Source organism: Faecalibacillus intestinalis (genome assembly GCF_015097455.1).
In the GTDB taxonomy this organism is placed as follows: domain Bacteria; phylum Bacillota_I; class Bacilli_A; order Erysipelotrichales; family Coprobacillaceae; genus Faecalibacillus; species Faecalibacillus intestinalis.
Genome location: NZ_AP024085.1, coordinates 1,846,881 through 1,865,690, shown reverse-complemented (window position 1 = coordinate 1,865,690; position 18,810 = coordinate 1,846,881). Strand labels below are relative to the sequence as shown.

General features: G+C 28.8%; 22 protein-coding genes and 1 other annotated feature (1 of these 23 cut by a window edge). Of the genes, 11 read left to right on the top strand and 11 right to left on the bottom strand.

What is annotated here, in order from left to right:
* Position 1: 1 nt before the first annotated feature.
* Positions 2 to 586 (top strand): methyltransferase family protein, encoded by a 585-nt coding sequence (locus tag Fi14EGH31_RS10105; RefSeq protein ID WP_022002889.1) that lies wholly within the window; start codon positions 2 to 4, stop codon positions 584 to 586.
* Here the strand turns inward: Fi14EGH31_RS10105 and Fi14EGH31_RS15390 are convergent.
* The 3 genes from Fi14EGH31_RS15390 to Fi14EGH31_RS10090 all read right to left on the bottom strand — a co-directional run bounded on the left by Fi14EGH31_RS15390 (position 579) and on the right by Fi14EGH31_RS10090 (position 2,962).
* Complete coding sequence (locus tag Fi14EGH31_RS15390) at positions 579 to 941, bottom strand: GNAT family N-acetyltransferase (RefSeq protein ID WP_234697861.1); 363 nt, start codon at positions 939 to 941, stop codon at positions 579 to 581. The two genes, Fi14EGH31_RS10105 and Fi14EGH31_RS15390, sit on opposite strands and share 8 nt — an antisense overlap.
* Before the next feature lie 232 nt (positions 942 to 1,173).
* Entirely contained in the window at positions 1,174 to 2,535 is a 1,362-nt protein-coding gene (locus Fi14EGH31_RS10095; RefSeq protein ID WP_022002888.1) for an MATE family efflux transporter, read from the bottom strand.
* Positions 2,519 to 2,962 carry a MarR family winged helix-turn-helix transcriptional regulator gene (locus Fi14EGH31_RS10090; protein ID WP_022002887.1) on the bottom strand — a complete coding sequence of 148 codons (444 nt, stop codon included), beginning with the start codon at positions 2,960 to 2,962 and terminating at the stop codon, positions 2,519 to 2,521. Before Fi14EGH31_RS10090 ends, Fi14EGH31_RS10095 begins: the two co-directional genes overlap by 17 nt.
* 95 nt (positions 2,963 to 3,057) lie before the next feature.
* Here Fi14EGH31_RS10090 and Fi14EGH31_RS10085 point away from each other — a divergent pair, with 95 nt between their 5' ends.
* On the top strand, positions 3,058 to 3,792 hold the full coding sequence (locus Fi14EGH31_RS10085) for a Tim44 domain-containing protein (RefSeq protein WP_022002886.1): 735 nt from the start codon (positions 3,058 to 3,060) through the stop codon (positions 3,790 to 3,792).
* 1 nt (position 3,793) lies between these two features.
* Here Fi14EGH31_RS10085 and Fi14EGH31_RS10080 read toward each other — a convergent pair whose 3' ends face one another.
* The gene (locus Fi14EGH31_RS10080) at positions 3,794 to 4,309 is read right to left on the bottom strand and encodes a hypothetical protein (RefSeq protein ID WP_022002885.1); all 516 of its coding nucleotides are present in this window, start codon (positions 4,307 to 4,309) and stop codon (positions 3,794 to 3,796) included.
* A 103-nt stretch (positions 4,310 to 4,412) separates the two neighbouring features.
* On the opposite strand from Fi14EGH31_RS10080, the gene Fi14EGH31_RS10075 reads away from it, so the two are divergent.
* Positions 4,413 to 5,174: a formate/nitrite transporter family protein gene (locus Fi14EGH31_RS10075; RefSeq protein ID WP_022002884.1), complete on the top strand. Its 762-nt coding sequence runs from the start codon at positions 4,413 to 4,415 to the stop codon at positions 5,172 to 5,174.
* Between the two features lie 7 nt (positions 5,175 to 5,181).
* Here Fi14EGH31_RS10075 and chbG read toward each other — a convergent pair whose 3' ends face one another.
* Positions 5,182 to 5,910 carry a chitin disaccharide deacetylase gene (chbG, locus tag Fi14EGH31_RS10070; protein ID WP_200764770.1) on the bottom strand — a complete coding sequence of 243 codons (729 nt, stop codon included), beginning with the start codon at positions 5,908 to 5,910 and terminating at the stop codon, positions 5,182 to 5,184.
* A gap of 89 nt (positions 5,911 to 5,999) precedes the next feature.
* Between chbG and rdgB the strand changes: the two genes are divergently transcribed.
* From rdgB to Fi14EGH31_RS10055, 3 genes are read left to right on the top strand one after another with little or no spacing between them, the layout of a single operon-like run.
* Positions 6,000 to 6,584 (top strand): RdgB/HAM1 family non-canonical purine NTP pyrophosphatase, encoded by a 585-nt coding sequence (gene rdgB, locus Fi14EGH31_RS10065; protein ID WP_022002882.1) that lies wholly within the window; start codon positions 6,000 to 6,002, stop codon positions 6,582 to 6,584.
* Positions 6,585 to 6,596: 12 nt separating this feature from the next.
* Positions 6,597 to 7,106 carry a tRNA (cytidine(34)-2'-O)-methyltransferase gene (locus Fi14EGH31_RS10060; protein WP_117346654.1) on the top strand — a complete coding sequence of 170 codons (510 nt, stop codon included), beginning with the start codon at positions 6,597 to 6,599 and terminating at the stop codon, positions 7,104 to 7,106.
* Entirely contained in the window at positions 7,096 to 7,761 is a 666-nt protein-coding gene (locus Fi14EGH31_RS10055) for a TIGR01906 family membrane protein (RefSeq protein ID WP_022002880.1), read from the top strand. The genes Fi14EGH31_RS10060 and Fi14EGH31_RS10055 overlap by 11 nt, the downstream gene beginning before the upstream one ends.
* Here Fi14EGH31_RS10055 and Fi14EGH31_RS10050 read toward each other — a convergent pair.
* Positions 7,730 to 8,401: a restriction endonuclease gene (locus tag Fi14EGH31_RS10050; protein WP_022002879.1), complete on the bottom strand. Its 672-nt coding sequence runs from the start codon at positions 8,399 to 8,401 to the stop codon at positions 7,730 to 7,732. The two genes, Fi14EGH31_RS10055 and Fi14EGH31_RS10050, sit on opposite strands and share 32 nt — an antisense overlap.
* Before the next feature lie 39 nt (positions 8,402 to 8,440).
* Between Fi14EGH31_RS10050 and Fi14EGH31_RS10045 the strand changes: the two genes are divergently transcribed.
* Positions 8,441 to 9,043 carry a biosynthetic peptidoglycan transglycosylase gene (locus tag Fi14EGH31_RS10045; protein ID WP_022002878.1) on the top strand — a complete coding sequence of 201 codons (603 nt, stop codon included), beginning with the start codon at positions 8,441 to 8,443 and terminating at the stop codon, positions 9,041 to 9,043.
* Positions 9,044 to 9,053: 10 nt separating this feature from the next.
* On the opposite strand, the gene Fi14EGH31_RS10040 is transcribed toward Fi14EGH31_RS10045, so the two are convergent.
* Both Fi14EGH31_RS10040 and Fi14EGH31_RS10035 read right to left on the bottom strand, forming a co-directional pair.
* Positions 9,054 to 9,452, bottom strand: a complete 399-nt coding sequence (locus Fi14EGH31_RS10040; protein WP_022002877.1) for a Fur family transcriptional regulator — start codon at positions 9,450 to 9,452, stop codon at positions 9,054 to 9,056.
* A gap of 55 nt (positions 9,453 to 9,507) precedes the next feature.
* Positions 9,508 to 10,416 (bottom strand): hypothetical protein, encoded by a 909-nt coding sequence (locus tag Fi14EGH31_RS10035; protein WP_022002876.1) that lies wholly within the window; start codon positions 10,414 to 10,416, stop codon positions 9,508 to 9,510.
* Positions 10,417 to 10,456: 40 nt separating this feature from the next.
* Between Fi14EGH31_RS10035 and hflX the strand changes: the two genes are divergently transcribed.
* The gene (gene hflX, locus Fi14EGH31_RS10030; protein ID WP_117346655.1) at positions 10,457 to 11,662 is read left to right on the top strand and encodes a GTPase HflX; all 1,206 of its coding nucleotides are present in this window, start codon (positions 10,457 to 10,459) and stop codon (positions 11,660 to 11,662) included.
* Between the two features lie 20 nt (positions 11,663 to 11,682).
* Here the strand turns inward: hflX and Fi14EGH31_RS10025 are convergent, their stop codons facing one another.
* Positions 11,683 to 13,167 (bottom strand): DUF1846 domain-containing protein, encoded by a 1,485-nt coding sequence (locus Fi14EGH31_RS10025; RefSeq protein WP_117575046.1) that lies wholly within the window; start codon positions 13,165 to 13,167, stop codon positions 11,683 to 11,685.
* A 129-nt stretch (positions 13,168 to 13,296) separates the two neighbouring features.
* On the opposite strand from Fi14EGH31_RS10025, the gene argF reads away from it, so the two are divergent.
* The 3 genes from argF to Fi14EGH31_RS10010 all read left to right on the top strand — a co-directional run bounded on the left by argF (position 13,297) and on the right by Fi14EGH31_RS10010 (position 15,926).
* On the top strand, positions 13,297 to 14,289 hold the full coding sequence (argF, locus tag Fi14EGH31_RS10020; protein ID WP_200764769.1) for an ornithine carbamoyltransferase: 993 nt from the start codon (positions 13,297 to 13,299) through the stop codon (positions 14,287 to 14,289).
* A gap of 73 nt (positions 14,290 to 14,362) precedes the next feature.
* On the top strand, positions 14,363 to 15,121 hold the full coding sequence (locus Fi14EGH31_RS10015; RefSeq protein WP_117864021.1) for a metallophosphoesterase: 759 nt from the start codon (positions 14,363 to 14,365) through the stop codon (positions 15,119 to 15,121).
* The gene (locus Fi14EGH31_RS10010; protein WP_117864019.1) at positions 15,114 to 15,926 is read left to right on the top strand and encodes a MurR/RpiR family transcriptional regulator; all 813 of its coding nucleotides are present in this window, start codon (positions 15,114 to 15,116) and stop codon (positions 15,924 to 15,926) included. Before Fi14EGH31_RS10015 ends, Fi14EGH31_RS10010 begins: the two co-directional genes overlap by 8 nt.
* A gap of 21 nt (positions 15,927 to 15,947) precedes the next feature.
* Here the strand turns inward: Fi14EGH31_RS10010 and argH are convergent, their stop codons facing one another.
* Complete coding sequence (argH, locus tag Fi14EGH31_RS10005; RefSeq protein ID WP_118743800.1) at positions 15,948 to 17,324, bottom strand: argininosuccinate lyase; 1,377 nt, start codon at positions 17,322 to 17,324, stop codon at positions 15,948 to 15,950.
* Positions 17,325 to 17,363: 39 nt separating this feature from the next.
* Positions 17,364 to 18,575 (bottom strand): argininosuccinate synthase, encoded by a 1,212-nt coding sequence (locus Fi14EGH31_RS10000; RefSeq protein ID WP_200764768.1) that lies wholly within the window; start codon positions 18,573 to 18,575, stop codon positions 17,364 to 17,366.
* Between the two features lie 184 nt (positions 18,576 to 18,759).
* Positions 18,760 to 18,810 (top strand) — a binding site (T-box leader); it runs 159 nt beyond the window's last position.

Here is an 18,810-nt window from a genome sequence, read left to right as displayed (position 1 = left end):
GATGCAAATAGTAGGATATATGATTTTGCTTGTCTTTTATCTTTGTTATTTTATAAAGATGTTTCAACAAAGAAAACAAGGAATTCAAACAGATCATATGGGAAAAGGAAAACAAGGAATTCAAAAGAAGATAGAAATAATGATGAAAGGAGCAACGATAGCTACTTTTATCATAGAAATACTAAGTATTTATTTAAATACAACGACTTTTCCATTGATAATTCGCATCATGGGAATATTTTTAGGAATCATAGGAGATATTGTTTTTATTGCTTCTGTTTTAACAATGAAAGATAGTTGGCGTGCAGGAGTGAGCTATGAAGAAAAAACAGATTTGATTACAAATGGTATTTACCAAATTAGTCGTAATCCAGCCTTTTTAGGTTTTGATCTTGTTTATCTAGGAATGTGTTTAATGTTTTTTAATACAATTTTATTGATTATTTCATTGCTTGCAATGATGATGTTTCATCTTCAAATTAAATATGTTGAAGAGCCTTTTTTAAAACAAGAATTCAAAGAACAATACCTTCAATATTATCAACAAGTTAATTGTTATATAGGGAAAAGGACAGGTTTTAAATAACTTGTCCTTTATATGTTTTCTTCAATAAAATGTTCATATTGATTCCAATATTTTTGATAAATCCGTTCTTTCCATCAAGGTTTATTTGATACATTCTAAAAATAACAGGTCTGTTTTTAGGCATCCATTGTTCCTTATAAGAATAACAATAATGCATACCAACCTTTTTCATGACATTTCCACTATGAATATTTTTAATATCATGGGTTGCAGTCAAATAACAAAGATTATCCTTTTTTGCTTGTTGAATAACAGCTTCAACGGCTTCACTAACAATTCCTTGATGCCAATATTCTTTTTTTAAACCATAACCTAAATCATGACTATCATCCAAATCAATATTGACATAATCAATAGGAAGATTATTTTCTTTTAAACAAATAGCGTAAGCATATCTTTGTTCCTTTTTGATAAATAGAAGCGTATCTTTCTTGATAAAAGTCTTTTGCTTCTTTTAAATTCTTTACAGGAAACCAAGGAAGATAAAGATTAACTTCCTTGTCAGAAAAGATGTCATAAAATGCTTTTTAAATCATGTTCATTAAATTTTCTTAAAATAAGTCTATTTGTTTCTAATTTTGGAGTATTCATACAGTCTCCTTACATTTTTGTTGAAGTTTTCTACCAATAGTCAACCACATTGTAATATAACAGGCGCCACCACCAATGAAATTACTGATTGCTTCAGCGATAAAGACACCATTGATGCCAATAAATTTTGGTAAGATAACAGTTAAAGGTGCAACAATGATTACTTTTCTAAAGATAGAAAAGAAGATGGCTTGTTTTGATTTTCCTAAACCAACGGCAGTTGATTGTCCGACCATTTGAAAAGTCATCATAAAGAATCCAAAGAAATAAAGATGTAAAGAAGTAATACCATGAGTTATTATTTTTTGATTATGCGTAAAGATTTGAATGAAAAATTCAGGGAATAGGGTAATTGCTAGCCAAATAACAAACATCATTATAAAAGAAACAATAGTTACAAATTTAATTCCTGATAAAACACGTTTATATTCTTTGGCTCCATAATTGTATCCTAAAACAGGTTGACAAGCATTAGCCATTCCTTGTCCAGGAAGTTGAGCAATTTCACGAATGGAGTTAATAATAGTCATGATGGCGATATAAAGATCTCCACCATAAGCTTGTAGCGTAGAATTACAAACAATAGTTACAATCGAATTGGTAATACCCATCATAAAACCAGCAGTTCCTAGTGAAAAAATACGTTTGACATAATAGAAATTAAGTTTAAAATATTTTTTTCTAAGTTTTAAAATAGTTTGTTTTCCTGTTAAAAACTGTAAGGTCCATAAAGCAGAAATTCCTTGAGAAATCACAGTTGCTATAGCAGCTCCTTTAACATTCATATGTAAAACAAAAATAAACAAAGGGTCTAATACAATATTTAAAACAGCGCCAATAAGAACAGTCATCATTCCTACTTTCGCAAATCCTTGACTATTAATAAAACTATTCATTCCTAGACTGACTAAAACAAAAATCGTTCCAATTAAATAAATTGATAGATAGTCTAAAGCATAACTAATGGTATGTTTACTGGCACCAAAAGCCCATAAAATATCTTCTTTAAAGATAAAACCAATAATGGTCAAAATAATTCCAAAAATGACAAGCAACGCAAAAGAATTCCCCATGATTTCTTCAGCGTCATCATTTTTACCTTGACCTCTAGCAATCGAACATAAAGGAGAACCACCCATACCAAAGAGATTAGCAAAAGCCATGACAATGGAAATAATTGGTAAACAAATTCCTAGACCACCCATAGCAAGGGTCGCTACATGAGGAATACGTCCAATATAAATACGATCAATAACATTATATAAAACATTTATTAGTTGAGCGACAATCATTGGTCCAGCTATAGACATAATATGTTTAGGAATACTTCCTATCGCAAAGTTATTTTGTGTTTCCATTATTAAGTTCTCCTTCCATAAATAAATTGATTTGTTTAAGTAGTTGTATAATTTTTACTTGATCTTCTTTAGAAAGTGTTGATAGAAATAATTGTTCACTTTCATTAGATATTTTTTCAACTTGTAATGCTTTTTCATAACCTCGTTTGGTTAAATGAATTTGAATAGAACGTTTATCCTGGTTTTGAGTTTTCTTTTCAATATAATTCATTTTTTCCATTTTATTTAATAAAGTAGTGGTTGTCGATTTATCAATACAACAATGATTACCTAATTCTTTAGGAGATAAAGGACCATATTCTTTTAAACAAAGTAAAAACTTACTTTGCCCAGGTAAGACATCAATTTGATTTGTTTGTTGATTAATCCATCTTTTTTGTTGATTAAAACATTTAAGTAATTGATGATAAAATTTATCTTCTAACATAGTTGCCTCCTATATAGTTTGAATTCAAACTATATTTTATACTTCTTTTTCTAGATGTCAATGATATGTTATAATAAATCAAACGGAGGTTACGTATGAAAAAAAGAATCATCATTTCAACATTTCTAATTATGATATGTTTACTTACAGGAAATTGTTATGCTAGAGCTGGTGGTGGCAGTGGCTCGGGAAGTAGTGGAGGTGGAGGAAGTTCTTCAAGTAGTAGTTCACCTTCATATTATCATGATCATGATCATTATTATTATGGACGTCGTTCATATAATCCAGTAAGTTCGATTGTTTCAGTAGGTTTATTTATAGGAACGATTTATGGGGTATATGCTTTTCAAAGAAGATATAAAGCTAATAAGCTTCATCAAAGAGCCAAAAAGCAATTAGCTATTTTAGATGATCAAGATGATTTTTGGAATGAAAAAAGAATCAAAGAAGAGGTAAAAAAGAGTTATTATTTAATACAAGAAGCTTGGGGGCGTCAAGATTTAAAGACACTAAAAAAATATTTGACAGAGAATTTATATGATGCTTGGGAGGCTAAGATAAATTGGAATGAATTTCAGGGGAAGAGAAATGAATTAAGTCATATTCATCTTCTTAAACAAAATGTAGTTAATTTATATGATAGTGAGAATGATAATGAAGATTATTTTTGGGTATATATTGAAGGAAAAATGAATGATGTAACAGTAGACCAACAAAATCAAGTCATTGAAAGCTATGATGGTGTTTTTGTAGAATATTGGAAATTTAAAAGATGTGGAAAACAAATTTTATTAGATGAAGTTAGACAACAAGATGAATATGAAAATTGATTTAAAGAAGTTGGAAATACGTAAGCATTTCTTCAACTTCTTTTAAATTATCATGTTTGTTTATTTGAATAACCCAAGTTTCTTGATGATAAGGGATAATGAGTTTATTGGGTTTTATGATAGCTTGTTTTAAGTAATAAGCGGGTATTTGAATAAGTTGAGTGCCCTTAGCGTTATAAATAATAAGAATATCTTGCCAATAAGCAATCATTAATTTTTTATGATTTTGTTTATAGGTAACAGTGATAAGTAAAAGAATTAAAAGAACACAAATAATGACCATATCTAAGTGATTATTTTTAAATTGAATAATCATACAAAGAGTTAAAATTATTAATAAAAAAGGAAGAGTTAATAAAAAAGCATAGGCTTGATAGTAATTAGAGATAAAAAGATGAGGTTTTTGGAAATAAACTTCTTCTTTTTTTATTTGTTTCTTAGTTTTCTTTTCAATGATTTTTTCTGTTTGTTGAGTAATTGCTTTTGTTATTAATTCTTGAATGATATGTTGAAACATATAATCACCTCATATATAAAATAACATGAAAGTAAAAAAGAAACAATGAAAGGGGTTTCTAATATTTTGAAATTATGTTATTGTAAGAAACGGAGGAAATTTTATGGACTTTGAATTATTGGAAAAAGCAGGAATGACAAAATATGAGATGGCAAAAAATGATCCATTTTGTTTTTTTATGAGAAGTATCGTTGCAGGGCTTTATTTAGGGCTTGCAACGATTTTATCTTATACTTTAGCAGTTTTATTAATTGGACATCATGTGATTGCATCTAAAATTGCATTTGCAGGAGCATTTGGAATAGGACTCGTTATTATTGTATTACTTGGTTCAGAATTATTTACAGGAAATTGTTTTACCACAATGTTTCCAGTTTATCATAAAAAACTAAGATTTTTTGATATTTTACCGATGTGGGGGATTTGTTATGTAGGTAACTTTGTTGGTATTGTCTTGATTTGTTTTTTGTTTATTAAAAGTGGTGTTAATCATGAGGCAATGAATCAATATCTTGCAAGTGTTGTTTCTAATAAGTTAAATTTTGATTATTTAGAACTTTTTATTAAAGGAATCTTATGTAATTTCATTGTTTGTGCAGCAGCATTTGTAGGAATGAAGCTAAAGGAAGAAACAGCTAAAACATTTATTATGATGATTATTGTTATGACTTTTGTTTTACCAGGATTTGAACATAGTATTGCCAATATGGGAACATTTTCGATGACTTTTACAGCTCTTGGTACAGAAATTTCTTGGAGTGGTGTGTGGTTACATATGTTACTTTCAACTTTAGGAAATATTATAGGTGGAAGTATTTTACTTGGATTACCAATTTATTTAATGATTAGACCTAAAAAAATCTAGCTAATTGCTAGATTTTTTTTATGTCTTGATAATTAATGAGTTCAATCTTTTTTGTCATTTCTTTTGCTTTTTGGCTACATATAATATCTAATTCATGAGCGCGTCTTAAATTATAAGAAGATATTTGATAAAGTTTCCAATCAATCATTGCAGGATGACACATTAATTCATAATTTTTAACATCTTTATGTAAAATAGTATCAATCATTTCAAATGTAGCATCTTGGTTATAGAATAGTTCTTCAAAATAAACAGGTTCAAAATCTTTTTGTAAGTATGTTTCTTGACGAATAGGTAAATCATATTCATGAGCTAGCTTTAATGCAACATCAATATTACTATTAAGTAAATGAACATGATGATGAGAATCTAGATGGGTTGGTTTATGGCCCATGATTATAATAAATTTTTCAATTTGAGCTTTCCATTCTTGATAAAGCTCTTCTTGAGATACGATAGCTTCTCTATTTGTATAAGTATCTCTTGATTTAAAATTTCCTTTTTCATCAACAAAACTTACATTTGTTAAAGGTTTTCCTACTGTAATATTCAAATGAACACCTAAGCCTAAATTTGGATAGTCTTTTGTCATTTCTAAATATTTTTCAATGTTTTCCATATTCATCATACAAGTAGTTGAAGTTAAAATACCATCTCTATGCGCTTTTAAAATACCCAAACAAACACCTTCAGATAAACCATAATCATCTGCATTTACAATTAATCTTTTAATCATAGTAAACCTCCTAGTTATATTATAAAGAAAATAAGTGAACTATGATACAAAAAATGCTAAAATACATACAAAGAAAGTGAGATGAAAATATGAAAGAACTCATAGTGGCGACAACCAATCAAGGAAAAGTCAAAGAAATTCAAGCAATGTTAAAGGATTTAAATATTGAAGTCAAATCTTTAAAAGATGTTTATGATGATGTTCCAGATATTGTTGAAGATGGAAAAACATTTAAAGAAAATGCTTTGATTAAAGCGAAATATGTTGCTGATGATTTACATAAAATTGTTTTAGCGGATGATAGTGGCATCGAAATCGATGCTTTTGGAAAGCTTCCAGGAATCTATTCTGCTCGCTTTTTAGGAAAAGATACCCCTTATCCAATTATCAATCAAGCAATCATTGATGCAATTGAAGGTAAAGAAAGAACATGCCGCTTTGTGTGTGCTCTAGCTTTATGTATTCCAGATCAAGAACCTATCTTGATTCAAGAAACATTTGAAGGTGAAATTCATGATCATATTGCCGGGGTCAATGGTTTTGGCTATGATCCAATTTTCTATTTCCCACCTTGTCAAAAAACAAGTGCAGAGATGACTTTAGAAGAAAAAAATAAGTACTCACATCGAGCTAAAGCGCTCAAAAAATTATATACGATTTTAAAAGAATTATAGAAGGAGAAAAAAATGAACCATATTGTATTAGTACATCCAGCAATTCCTCAAAATACTGGAAATATCATGAGAACATGTGTTGCAACCAACACATCACTTCATATTATTAAACCAATGTCATTTGAATTAGATGATAAAAAAGTGAAAAGAGCAGGACTTGATTATATTAAAGATCTAGATTTACATGTTTATGAATCTTATGAAGAATTCAAAGCTAAAAACCCAGGAGAATATCATTTCTTTACACGTTATTCAAAACTTTGTTATACGGATCAAGATTATAGTGATAGTTCTAAGGAACATTATTTATTCTTTGGACATGAACATGATGGAATTCCTAAAGAAATTTTAAAAGAAAATTTAGATCGTTGTGTACGTATTCCAATGTCAGATAAAGTAAGAAGTCTTAATTTATCTAACTGTGCAGCGCTTACGATTTATGAAGTTTTAAGACAACAAGATTATCCAAACCTTTCTAAAGTAGAAGTTCAAAAAGGTGAAGAATTTTTATATGACTTATAGTAAAAAAGATATACTGACAAGTATATCTTTCATGCTATTTATCATTTCTTTTTCTGTTGTTTTTGTTGTCTTTTTTAAACCACTTTATTATTTTGATATTCATCATTTAAAACTTGTTGAAAATACACATTATACATATCAACAAATTAAAGAAAATTATCAAATCTTAATACATTATCAATCTATCTTTTATCAAGGAAAACTTGTTTTTAAAGATTTTATCATGTCAAAAGGTGGACGTATTCATTTTGAAGAAGTGAAACGCATTTTTGAAATGATTCAAATAGTATGTTTGCTTACTTTTTGTACAACTTCTTATTTGGTTTATAGACAAATTAAACAAAAAGAATATCGCTTTTTTAAATTGACAGCCATTTTAACGATTGTCATTCCTTTGATTTTAGGCTTCTTTGCTTTTATTGATTTTGATTGTTTATTTGTGATGTTTCATCAATTGGTGTTTAATAATGATTATTGGCTTTTTAATCCTCGTTTAGATCCAATTATTAATATTTTGCCTGAAAACTTTTTTATGCATTGTTTTATATTGATTGTTTTTATTGTTTTATTCAGTGCATTTATTTGTTATAAAATCTATCAACATTATCAAAAAACGATTCTAGCTATTGATAATCATGAATCGTATACTCTTTAATTTGATTATATTTTTTATAACGTAATGTTTTAAAAAACATATAAATAAGTAAAAGAAGATGAAAAAGACAGATACTCAAATAAATAAGATCACGCAATTGTAAGTATATATAGTAAAAAAAGCCAATAATGAAGATATCAACAATATAACAATAAAAAGGTATTTGACTAGAAAAGAGTTTGGATTTTTTAAGCATTTTTAAAAGCTTTTGACGATCAATTAATAAAATATCATTGACAGCAGCTAATTGATAAGCGGCTTCTGTAAAATAAGAATTGGTAATAACGATTGCTCGATCTAAATGATAGTAAGAAATACCACCATATGCTTGTTGAATAGCGCTGACACCAATATTTTTTTGATATCTTTTACATTGAAATCCATAAAAAACATGCTTCTTTTTTGCAAGAATATCAATTCCATAATCACCACTTGCTTGAGTGATTTTTACATCATGATAACCGCTTTTAATCAAAAGTTTTTGAACGAGTAATTCAAATTCAAAACCAGAAAGTTGATCAATTTTATTTTCATTGATATGTAAACAAAAAATATTTTTATAAAATTGTAAAATCCAATGGATGATTGTTTTTATAAACCAATAGGGATATAAAAGAAAAAAATTATAAATAAAAGACATAAATTCACCTCTTTGAGATTATAACATAAGGAGCATTCTATGAAAAAATTACTTTTTAAAATGATTATAATATTATTAGTTATTATTACTGGTTTTTGTGGGTACTATGGTTATTTAGGCTATCAAATTTACCAAGATAAAATCCAAGAACAATCTTTATCTGAAAGAGTCAATCAACTAAAGAGTAAAGAAGATTATGTCACGCTTGATCAAATTTCACCGATATATAAAGAAGCAGTGTTAGAAAGCGAAGATCGACGTTTTTATCAACATGGTCCTGTAGATTATTATGGTTTAGCACGTGCGATGTTGACAAACCTTACAACCTTTTCTTTTAAAGAGGGTGGATCGACCATTACTCAACAGCTCTCAAAAAATCTATGTCTTTCTTTTGAAAAAGATCTTTCCCGTAAATTTGCGGAGGTCTTTATCGCTAGGGATTTAGAAAAAATGTATAATAAAGATGAAATATTAGAGATGTATTTAAATATTACTTATTTAGGTGAAGGAAATTATGGGATTCAAGCAGCAAGTCAATATTATTATCATATTGACGCAATAGATTTAAATAAGCAACAAAGTGATATACTAGTTAAAACTTTAAAAAGACCAAGTGTTTATAATCCATCTAAAGTGAATTAAAAGACAGCAATTAAGCTGCCTTTTTTTCTAAGCATTTTTCACAGATACCTGACATATTGATATCAATAACATCAATATGATGCTTGTACGTTTTTTCAAATTGTTTAATAATTTTTTCATCATTATTATCAAGATCATAGATTGTTTGGCAACAGTTACACATAAAGTGCATATGTGGTTGAATATTGCCATCATAGTGAACCATGGTATCTCCTAAATCGAGTTTCTTGATTTGTTTTGTTTCAACAAGTTGATTTAAATTACGATATACTGTTCCTAAGCTTAAATGGGGATAATCTACTTTTAAGTCCTGATAAATCATTTCTGCAGTAGGGTGATCATATCTATGTTTTAAATTGTTGAAAATGAGTACTCTTTGTTTAGAGTATCGAATCTTAATTTCTTTCATAAGTGTCTCCTAATAGTAATGGTTACTATTATTATAAATAAATACCATATATCTGTCAAATCAATCCAAATTGAAGAAATAGTAAACAAAGAATAAAAGAAAGAATTCCATGATAGAGACGAGAAAGAAAATATTTTTTAAAAGAATAGGGAATAGCTTCTAAGAGATTATCAGCTTGCATCATAACGGAAAAACCACTAAAAGAGAGAAAGAAACATACAAAAGGAAGCATTTTTTTGGACTGATGAATGATCTTTAAAGAGCCACTACTAAATTCTAAAATTCCTTTAAGATAATCAAAAGAAAATTGAGGAAAAACATCTTGTAAAAAAGAAACAAAAAATTGGAAAATCAACATATATCCTAAAATAAAGAGGAAAGCATAGACACTGGAAAGAACACTTTTTTTAAAGGCTTTTACAAAAGAAAGATGTGGTTGTTTTAGAGTTTGTCGTACTTGTTTAAAGGTAAGTTTTTTTTGAGGATGGTGATAAAATAAGGCAAGTATGAGACTTGGTAGAAGGTGACAAATAAAAATCAAAAGAGAATAGGGTGTGTTTAAGGAAACAAAAATAAAAGAGATGGAACTAAAAGAAGCAATGGAGAGAAGATGTTGAAGTTCATCAAGGTCAATATAATTTAATTCATAAGCTTCTTTAATGATTTTTACATTGGTTGGATAGCCACAAAAAAAGGAAACAAAATAAAGAGAGGACATCATTGGTGTCAATGAAAATAAATTATAAAAAGGAATTTGTAAAAAATAAGCAAGGATATCTAAAATACCTAGATTTAAACAAAGTGAAACAAGAATCATGAACGGAAGTAAAGAGGGTAGAAGATTTTTAAAGACAATGGTAATGACATCATGGCTGACATCAACAATTGTTGACATATGAAAAAAAGAAAAAAGTGTTAAAAATGTGACAAAGAGTAAAGTAAAATAGTCATTATATCTTTTCATAGCGTCTCCTAATTGGTAGAATACTTAAAGAGGTGAAAGAATGAAAGCAATCTTAGTATTAACATCAACAAATCCTTTTTATGAAGAAGAATTAAAATCTTTATGTGAGGCGTGTCATATTGAAGTGGTAGATGTGGTGATTCAAAAATTAGAAAAAATAAATCCAGCAACGTATATTGGTAAAGGTAAAATTGAAGAAATTAAATTAAAACTTCAAGATGAAATGGTTATCTTTGATGATGAATTGACACCATTACAGGTTAAAAACTTAACGGATTTACTTGAAACAGAAGTTACAGATCGAACAGATTTGATTTTACGTATTTTTGATGAGCGTGCTAAAACAAAAGAAGCTAAATTGCAAGTAGAAATTGCTCGTGATCAGTATTTATTACCACGTCTTGTGGGAATGCAAGAACATATGTCTCATCAACAAGGAGGTTCAGGTTTTAGGGGTTCAGGTGAAAAACAAATTGAACTTGATCGAAGAATCATTGCAAGAAAGCTTGCCCGTTCTCGAAAAGAACTTGCTGAAATCGTCAAACAAAGACAAGTACAAAGACAAAGAAGAAAGAATAATCAAATTCCTGTTATTGCTTTAGTAGGCTATACAAATAGTGGTAAATCGACCTTATTGAATACTTTATGCCAGGATAAACAAAAGAAAGTCTTTGAAAAAGATATGTTATTTGCGACTCTAGAAACATCCACAAGACATATTAAAATGAAAAATCATGATTGTTTGCTTACGGATACGGTTGGTTTTATTGAAAGATTGCCACATCATTTAATTCAAGCTTTTCGCTCTACTTTAGAAGAAGTCAAAGAAGCAGATCTTTTATTACATGTTGTAGATACAAGTTTTGAAGACTATCAAATGCAAGTAGAAACAACCAATGAGGTTTTAAAATCATTAGGGGTTGAAAATACACCAATGATTTATGTTTATAATAAAATTGATTTAAATAAATATGCTTATATTCAACCACAATCACCGTATGTTTTTATTTCTGCAAAATATAAAAGAGGTTTTGATTTATTAGAAGATGAAATCTCACATCTGCTCTTTAAAGATTATGAAGTATTTGAACTCTCTATTCCTTATAGTCAAGGAGAAGATTTTAAATATTTACATCAACATTGTTATGTAAAAGAAATAGAATACTTAGAAAAGAGTATTTATTTAAAAATAGAAGCAAGAAGACAAGAAATAAAGAACTATTTACATTATTGTTTAAAACATTAAAAAAATAAGCCAAAATTGGCTTATTTTTGATATATACGATTAAATTGGAATTTATCTTCTGAAGTTAAACGGATACCTAAACGTTTTAAAGTATCAATATCAGTTTCAGATAAGATAACAGATGAATGAGCTTCGCAGTATTGTAATTGTTCAATACAAGATAAAGCTTTTTTAGCATTTTCATTATTATTTGCAGAAATAGATAATGAAAGTAAAACTTCATCTGTATGTAAACGAGGATTCTTATTCTTTAAGATTCCTTTTTTTAGTTTAGATACGGGTTCAATAACTTCAGGTTCAATAAGTAAAATATCATCATCAATATTGGCAAGATATTTTAAGGCATTTAATAAACATGCTGAAGCACTTCCAAGTAAAGATGTTGTTTTACCAGTAATAATATGTCCATCATTAAGTTCAATCGCAAATCCTGGTTCATTGGTTTGTTCTTCGATTTCTAATGCAGGATTGACACATTTACGATCTGTAGCTTTTAAATCTAAAGAAAGCATGATGGCTTCGATTTTAGAAATAGCTGATTTATCAACAAGACCACGTTTAAAATCAAGTTTTGTTTGATAATAACGACGAATAATTTCTTGTTTACTTGCTTCTTTACATGCTTCATCATCAATAATTGCATTTCCAGCCATATTTACACCCATATCAGTAGGTGATTTATAAGGACAAGTTGACATGATTTTTTTGAATGTTGATTCTAAAACCGGAAAGATTTCAACATCTCTATTATAGTTGACAGTTGTTTCGTTATAAGCTTCTAAATGGAATGGGTCAATCATATTGACGTCATTTAAATCTGCAGTTGCTGCTTCATAAGCTAAATTGACTGGATGTTTTAAAGGAATATTCCAAATAGGGAATGTTTCAAACTTCGCATATCCTGCTTTAATACCATGAGTATATTCATGATAAAGTTGTGATAAACAAGTCGCCATTTTTCCACTTCCTGGACCAGGTGCTGTTACGACAACAAGTGGTTTTGTTGTTTCAATGTAATCATTGATTCCAAATCCTTCTTCTGAAACGATTTTTTCAATATCATTTGGATAACCTGCAATAGGATAATGCCTAAAGACTTTAATTCCTAAGTTTTCTAGTTTCTTTTGAAAAGCAATAGCATGTACTTGGTTTTCAAAACGTGTAATTGTAACACTTCCAACATAAAGTCCAATGTTTTGGAAAGCATCAATCAATCTTAAAACTTCTAAATCATAAGTGATTCCTAAATCACCACGCATTTTATTGTTTTCAATGTCATTGGCGTTAATGACAATAATAATTTCTGCATCTTGTTTCAATTCTAATAACATTTTTAATTTACTATCAGGTTCAAATCCTGGTAAAACACGAGATGCATGGTGGTCATCAAATAATTTACCACCAAATTCTAAATAAAGCTTATTATCAAATTGTTTGATACGTTCTTTGATATGTTTTGATTGTAATTCAATGTATTTTTCGTTACTAAATCCAATTTTTCTCATCTTTCATTTTCTCCCTGTTCCTTATTATATATAATTTGTCTTATTTTTAAACAAAATAATAATTATTTATCAATATTGAAGAAATATCAATGTTTTGATAAAATAATGGTTATTAAAAGGGGGATTATTATGAATCTTAAAAATAGACATTTTTTAACATTAAAAGATTATTCTAAAGAAGAAATTAGATATTTATTAGATTTAGCACATCAATTAAAAGCAGATAAAAAAGCAGGGAAAATTGGACAATATTTATTAGGGAAAAATGTATGTTTGATTTTTGAAAAAACATCAACAAGAACACGTTGTTCATTTGAAGTGGCTGTTTTAGATGAAGGTGGACATGCTACTTTTTTAAGTAACTCACAAATGGGGAAAAAAGAATCCATTGAAGATACAGCTAAAGTATTAGGTAGAATGTATGATGGTATTGAATTTAGAGGATTTAAACAAGAAACAGTAGAAGCTCTTGCTAAATATTCAGGAGTTCCAGTTTGGAATGGCTTAACTGATGTTGATCATCCAACACAAACACTTGCTGATTTTCTTACAATTGAAGAACATTTAGATAAACCATTAGAAGATATTAAATTTGTCTTTACTGGAGATATTCGTAACAATGTATGTTATGGTTTAATGTATGGAGCTGTTAAAATGGGAATGCATTTTGTTTGCCTTGGTCCAAAATCATTACATATCGATCCAGAAGTACTTGCTTATTGTAAGGAAGAAGCTAAAAAATCAGGTGGAACAATTGAAGTGACAGATAATGTTGATGAAGCAGTAAAAGATGCAGATGTAATTTATACAGATATTTGGGTAAGTATGGGTGAAGATGAAAGTTTATATAAACCAAGAGTGGAAATGTTATCACCATATAAAGTAACTCAAGAAATGATGAGTAAAACAGGTAAAGATTCAACATTATTTATGCATTGTTTACCATCATTCCATGATTTTGAAACAACTGTTGCTAAAACAAAACATGAAGAAGGTATTGATATTCGTGAAGTTGAAGATGAAGTCTTTAGATCAAAGAATTCTGTTGTTTTTGATGAATCTGAAAACAGAATGCATACAATTAAAGCAGTTATGGTAGCGACAATTGGAAGAGATGCGTAAGCATCTTTTTAAAATTAACTCTTTTTTAAGCAAATTGTTTAATTTTGTGCTATGATAATTTTAGGTGATCATCATGAAAGGTAAGACATATGTACTTTCTGACATTCATGGTAATTTTGAAATATTCAAAAGAATGTTAGATAAAATACAATTTAATAGTCATGATCAACTTTATATACTTGGAGACATTTGTGATCGTGGACCTTGCAGTTTAGATATCTATTTTTATATTCAAAAGTTTGATAATATTACTTTACTTAAAGGCAATCATGAATATATGATGCAAGAAGCTTTAAAAGAAGCAATTGATCATAATGATTTTGATTTTCCTAGTTGTGAATTTAAATTATGGGCACAAAATGGTGGAGAAAAAACAATAGAAAATATTCGAAATTATTTATGTAAAAAGAATTTGTATCATTGTGATTATACAATTGTAAGAAATGTCTTTTTGAGAAATCTTTATAATTATCTTAAAAACTTACCTTTATATATTGAACTTACTGTTAATCATAAAGATTATGTATTAGTACATGCAGGAATAGATCCCGAAAACTCATTAGAAGATCAAGAAGAAGATACGCTTTTATGGATTCGAGATTATTTCTTTTTAAGTGAATGTGACTTAAAAAAGACATATATTTTTGGACATACACCACTTTGTTTTATTAATCGAGATAAAAGTTTTGATGTTTGGTATGATGATGAGTTTCATAATAAGATAGGTATAGATGGTGGTCTTGCTTTAGGAGAAAGAGGACAACTGAATTGTATATGTTTAGATGATGATAAAGTTTTTGTAATCAAAATGAGTGAGGTTAATCATGCGTAGTGCTTTTTATAATTTAATTAATTTTATTAATACGGCTAAAGTAGATGATGTTTATGCAAATGCAGCTAAAAAGATATTAGAAAATATTAATAAAATACCAGAGTTAAATATTACAGATGTTGCAGAAATGTGTTTTGTTTCTACAGCAACAATTTCAAGACTATGTCGAAAACTTAATTATGAAAGCTTCAGTGATTTTAAAATGGATGTGACCATGAATTTACGTTATTTTAATCATGATTCAATGCGTATGCAATTTGACCATCAACTTCCTGTTTTACCAGTTGCAGGAAAAACAACTAAAGATTTATTTAATGATCATTTTGAAAATATTGTACAAAACTTAAGATCAACTTATGAAATGATCGAATTTGAAGAATTAGAAAAACTGGTAGATCTTATTTATCAAAGTAATGAAATTTGTTTTGCGGGTAACTTTTTTACCCAATCTGTTTCCATGCAACTACAAATTGAATTATCCTATTTAGGAAAGAAATGTACAGGAATGTATCCTTTACAAAGTCAAAAAGAAGTGGTTCGTGATTTAACAGTAAATGATTTGATTATTGTTTCTTCGATTGCAGGAGGTTATTGGCAAGATCATCCAGATATGTTAAGAGAGATTGCAAAAAGTAGAGCACATAAAATATGTATTACTCAAGTAGAAAATATACCATATCAAGAGCAATTTGATATGCTTATTCAAGTAGGAACAGATCATTTATCTTTGATTGGTAAGTTTTCGATTACGTACATTTTTGAATTATTAGAAGCGCTTTATCATATAAAATATGGAAGAGCATAAGAAAAAGGGCAAACGCCCTTTTTAAAATTGTTTTAAATATTCTTCATTTAAAGCGATGACTTTTTTCATCATCTCTTGACCACAGGCACCAATTGTATTTCTTTTGTTGACACAAGTGTTGACATCAATTGCTTGATAAACATCTTCTTCAAAAACATCAGAAATATTTTTAAATTCTTCTAGAGAAAGTTCATCAAGATCTTTGTTTTGGCTAATTGCATATAAAACAAGTTGACCAATAATACCATGAGCATCTCTAAATGGTACACCTTTATTTACTAGATAGTCAGCAGCATCAGTTGCATTTGTAAAACCACCAGTAGCTGATTTTTTCATTTTATCTTTATTAAATGTTGTTGATTTTAACATATCACTTAATAATTGAAGGCATCCTTTAGTTATATTTAAAGCATCAAAATACATTTCTTTATCTTCTTGCATATCTTTATTATAAGCAAGAGGAAGACCTTTCATAGTTGTTAAAAATCCCATAAGGGCACCATAAACACGTCCTGTTTTCCCTCTGATCAATTCGCAAATATCAGGGTTTTTCTTTTGCGGCATGATTGAAGAACCGGTTGAGAAAGTATCATCTAAATCAATAAATTGATATTCATTTGTATTCCAAATAATCATTTCTTCAGATAAACGTGACATATGCATCATCATCGTAGACATTGCACTTAAAAGTTCGATTAAATAATCACGATCAGAAACGCCATCAATACTATTTAAACAAGGTCCTTTAAAACCTAAAATTTCAGCACTGTATTCTCTATCTAAGGGATAAGTTGTTCCAGCAAGAGCCCCAGAACCTAATGGACAATAATCCATTCTTTCATAAATATCATGTAAACGTGATTGATCACGCTTAAACATTTCAAAATAGGCTCCCATATGATGAGCTAAAGTGATTGGTTGAGCTTTTTGTAAGTGGGTAAAACCTGGCATGATGGTATCTACATGTTCTTTCATAATATCATGAATTATTTTTAATAAATCAACAAGTAAAGTATTCAACATTTCAATTTGGTCTTTAGTATAAAGTCTCATATCTAAAGCAACTTGGTCATTTCTACTTCTACCAGTATGTAATTTTTTACCAGTATCACCAATACGATCAATTAATGTAGATTCTACAAAGCTATGAATGTCTTCAAAGCTTTCATCAATTTCTAATGTTCCATTTTCAACTTCATTTAAAATTTCTTTTAAAGTTTTTTCAATGAGTTGACCTTCTTCTTGTGTTAAGATTTCTTGTTTTGTTAGCATTTTTACATGACCGATACTTCCTTTGATATCTTGACTGGCAAAAGTTTTATCAAATTTAATAGAAGCATTAAAATCATAAACAAGTTGGTTTGTAGGTTTAGTGAATCTTCCACCCCATAAATTCATAAATTTCCTCCTTTAAATAAAAAGAGCAGTGGGCTCTTTTTATTTTTTGTTATTTAATTTCATTGCACGTACTTTAGTTGAAAGACCATATAAAGTAATAAATCCTTCAGCGTCATGATGATCATATAAATCACCAGTTTTAAATGATGCGATATCTTCATCATATAATGAATAAGGAGAAGTTGTACCTTCTTTAATAATATTTCCTTTATATAATCTAAAGTTTGTTGTACCTGTTACATATTCTTGAGTTTTTTCAACAAAAGCAGTTAGTGCTTCTCTAAGTGGTGAGAACCATTTAGCAGCATAAACAAGTTCAGCAAATTCAACAGAAACAAGACGTTTATATTTAAGTGTTTCTCTATCTAAGATAAGTTCTTCTAATTGTTGATGTGCTTCCATTAAGATAGTACCACCTGGTGTTTCATAAACACCTCTTGATTTCATACCAACAACACGGTTTTCTACGATGTCAATAATACCAATACCATGTTGACCACCGATTTCATTTAATTTTTCTAAGATTTCTCTTTGTGATAATTTTTCACCATTTAAAGCAACAGGAACACCTTTTTCCCAATCAATTGATAAGTGAACATCTTCTTCTGGAGCTTTTTCTGGAGAATTTGATAATACTAATAAGTGATCATAATTTGGAGCACATGATGGATCTTCTAATTCTAATCCTTCATGAGAAATATGCCAAATATTTCTATCACGAGAATAGCTATTATCAGCAGAGAAAGGTAAATTAATACCATGAGCTCTACAGTATTCAATTTCAGATTCACGAGAATCCATTGTCCATTTAGGATCACGCCAAGCAGCGATAATCTTTAAATCTGGAGCTAAAGCTTTAATTCCTAATTCAAAACGAATTTGGTCGTTCCCTTTACCAGTAGCACCATGACAAATAGCAACAGCACCTTCTTTACGAGCAACATCAACTAATACTTTCGCGATTAATGGACGAGCAGTTGCAGTCCCTAATAAGTATTTGTATTCAAATACAGCATCTGCTTGAACAGTAGGCATAATGTAATTTTCTACGTATTCATCAACCACATTTTCAATATAAAGTTTACTTGCTCCACAAGCTTTTGCACGTTCTTCTAGGCCATCTAATTCTTCTTTTTGACCAACGTCAATACAGCAACAAATAACTTCATAATCATAGTTTTCTTTTAGCCATGGAATGATTGCAGTTGTATCTAATCCGCCAGAATAAGCTAAAACAACTTTTTCTTTCATTTATAGTTTCCCCCTTGTTTTTATATTATAAATTATTATTATCATAAACTACTTTTTTTAAATATGCAATATCCTTGTCGAAATGTTGGATGTTAAAAAATGTAAACGTATCTTTATTATATATAAAAAATTTTTTTCTTAATAAATCATTATTGACAAAATGGAAATTTGTCATATAATGATTTTAAACTCGAGGACTAAAAGAGTAGTCTTTATGGAAATCAAAGCGATCCTA

What these genes read in the sequence shown, in the direction of transcription:
- Fi14EGH31_RS10105 (WP_022002889.1), top strand. Translation starts at nt 2, where the DNA reads ATGCAAATAGTAGGATATATGATTTTGCTTGTCTTTTATCTTTGTTAT.
- Fi14EGH31_RS10095 (WP_022002888.1), bottom strand. Translation starts at nt 2,535, where the DNA reads ATGGAAACACAAAATAACTTTGCGATAGGAAGTATTCCTAAACATATT.
- Fi14EGH31_RS10090 (WP_022002887.1), bottom strand. Translation starts at nt 2,962, where the DNA reads ATGTTAGAAGATAAATTTTATCATCAATTACTTAAATGTTTTAATCAA.
- Fi14EGH31_RS10085 (WP_022002886.1), top strand. Translation starts at nt 3,058, where the DNA reads ATGAAAAAAAGAATCATCATTTCAACATTTCTAATTATGATATGTTTA.
- Fi14EGH31_RS10080 (WP_022002885.1), bottom strand. Translation starts at nt 4,309, where the DNA reads ATGTTTCAACATATCATTCAAGAATTAATAACAAAAGCAATTACTCAA.
- Fi14EGH31_RS10075 (WP_022002884.1), top strand. Translation starts at nt 4,413, where the DNA reads ATGGACTTTGAATTATTGGAAAAAGCAGGAATGACAAAATATGAGATG.
- chbG (WP_200764770.1), bottom strand. Translation starts at nt 5,910, where the DNA reads ATGATTAAAAGATTAATTGTAAATGCAGATGATTATGGTTTATCTGAA.
- rdgB (WP_022002882.1), top strand. Translation starts at nt 6,000, where the DNA reads ATGAAAGAACTCATAGTGGCGACAACCAATCAAGGAAAAGTCAAAGAA.
- Fi14EGH31_RS10060 (WP_117346654.1), top strand. Translation starts at nt 6,597, where the DNA reads ATGAACCATATTGTATTAGTACATCCAGCAATTCCTCAAAATACTGGA.
- Fi14EGH31_RS10055 (WP_022002880.1), top strand. Translation starts at nt 7,096, where the DNA reads ATGACTTATAGTAAAAAAGATATACTGACAAGTATATCTTTCATGCTA.
- Fi14EGH31_RS10050 (WP_022002879.1), bottom strand. Translation starts at nt 8,401, where the DNA reads ATGTCTTTTATTTATAATTTTTTTCTTTTATATCCCTATTGGTTTATA.
- Fi14EGH31_RS10045 (WP_022002878.1), top strand. Translation starts at nt 8,441, where the DNA reads ATGAAAAAATTACTTTTTAAAATGATTATAATATTATTAGTTATTATT.
- Fi14EGH31_RS10040 (WP_022002877.1), bottom strand. Translation starts at nt 9,452, where the DNA reads ATGAAAGAAATTAAGATTCGATACTCTAAACAAAGAGTACTCATTTTC.
- Fi14EGH31_RS10035 (WP_022002876.1), bottom strand. Translation starts at nt 10,416, where the DNA reads ATGAAAAGATATAATGACTATTTTACTTTACTCTTTGTCACATTTTTA.
- hflX (WP_117346655.1), top strand. Translation starts at nt 10,457, where the DNA reads ATGAAAGCAATCTTAGTATTAACATCAACAAATCCTTTTTATGAAGAA.
- Fi14EGH31_RS10025 (WP_117575046.1), bottom strand. Translation starts at nt 13,167, where the DNA reads ATGAGAAAAATTGGATTTAGTAACGAAAAATACATTGAATTACAATCA.
- argF (WP_200764769.1), top strand. Translation starts at nt 13,297, where the DNA reads ATGAATCTTAAAAATAGACATTTTTTAACATTAAAAGATTATTCTAAA.
- Fi14EGH31_RS10015 (WP_117864021.1), top strand. Translation starts at nt 14,363, where the DNA reads ATGAAAGGTAAGACATATGTACTTTCTGACATTCATGGTAATTTTGAA.
- Fi14EGH31_RS10010 (WP_117864019.1), top strand. Translation starts at nt 15,114, where the DNA reads ATGCGTAGTGCTTTTTATAATTTAATTAATTTTATTAATACGGCTAAA.
- argH (WP_118743800.1), bottom strand. Translation starts at nt 17,324, where the DNA reads ATGAATTTATGGGGTGGAAGATTCACTAAACCTACAAACCAACTTGTT.
- Fi14EGH31_RS10000 (WP_200764768.1), bottom strand. Translation starts at nt 18,575, where the DNA reads ATGAAAGAAAAAGTTGTTTTAGCTTATTCTGGCGGATTAGATACAACT.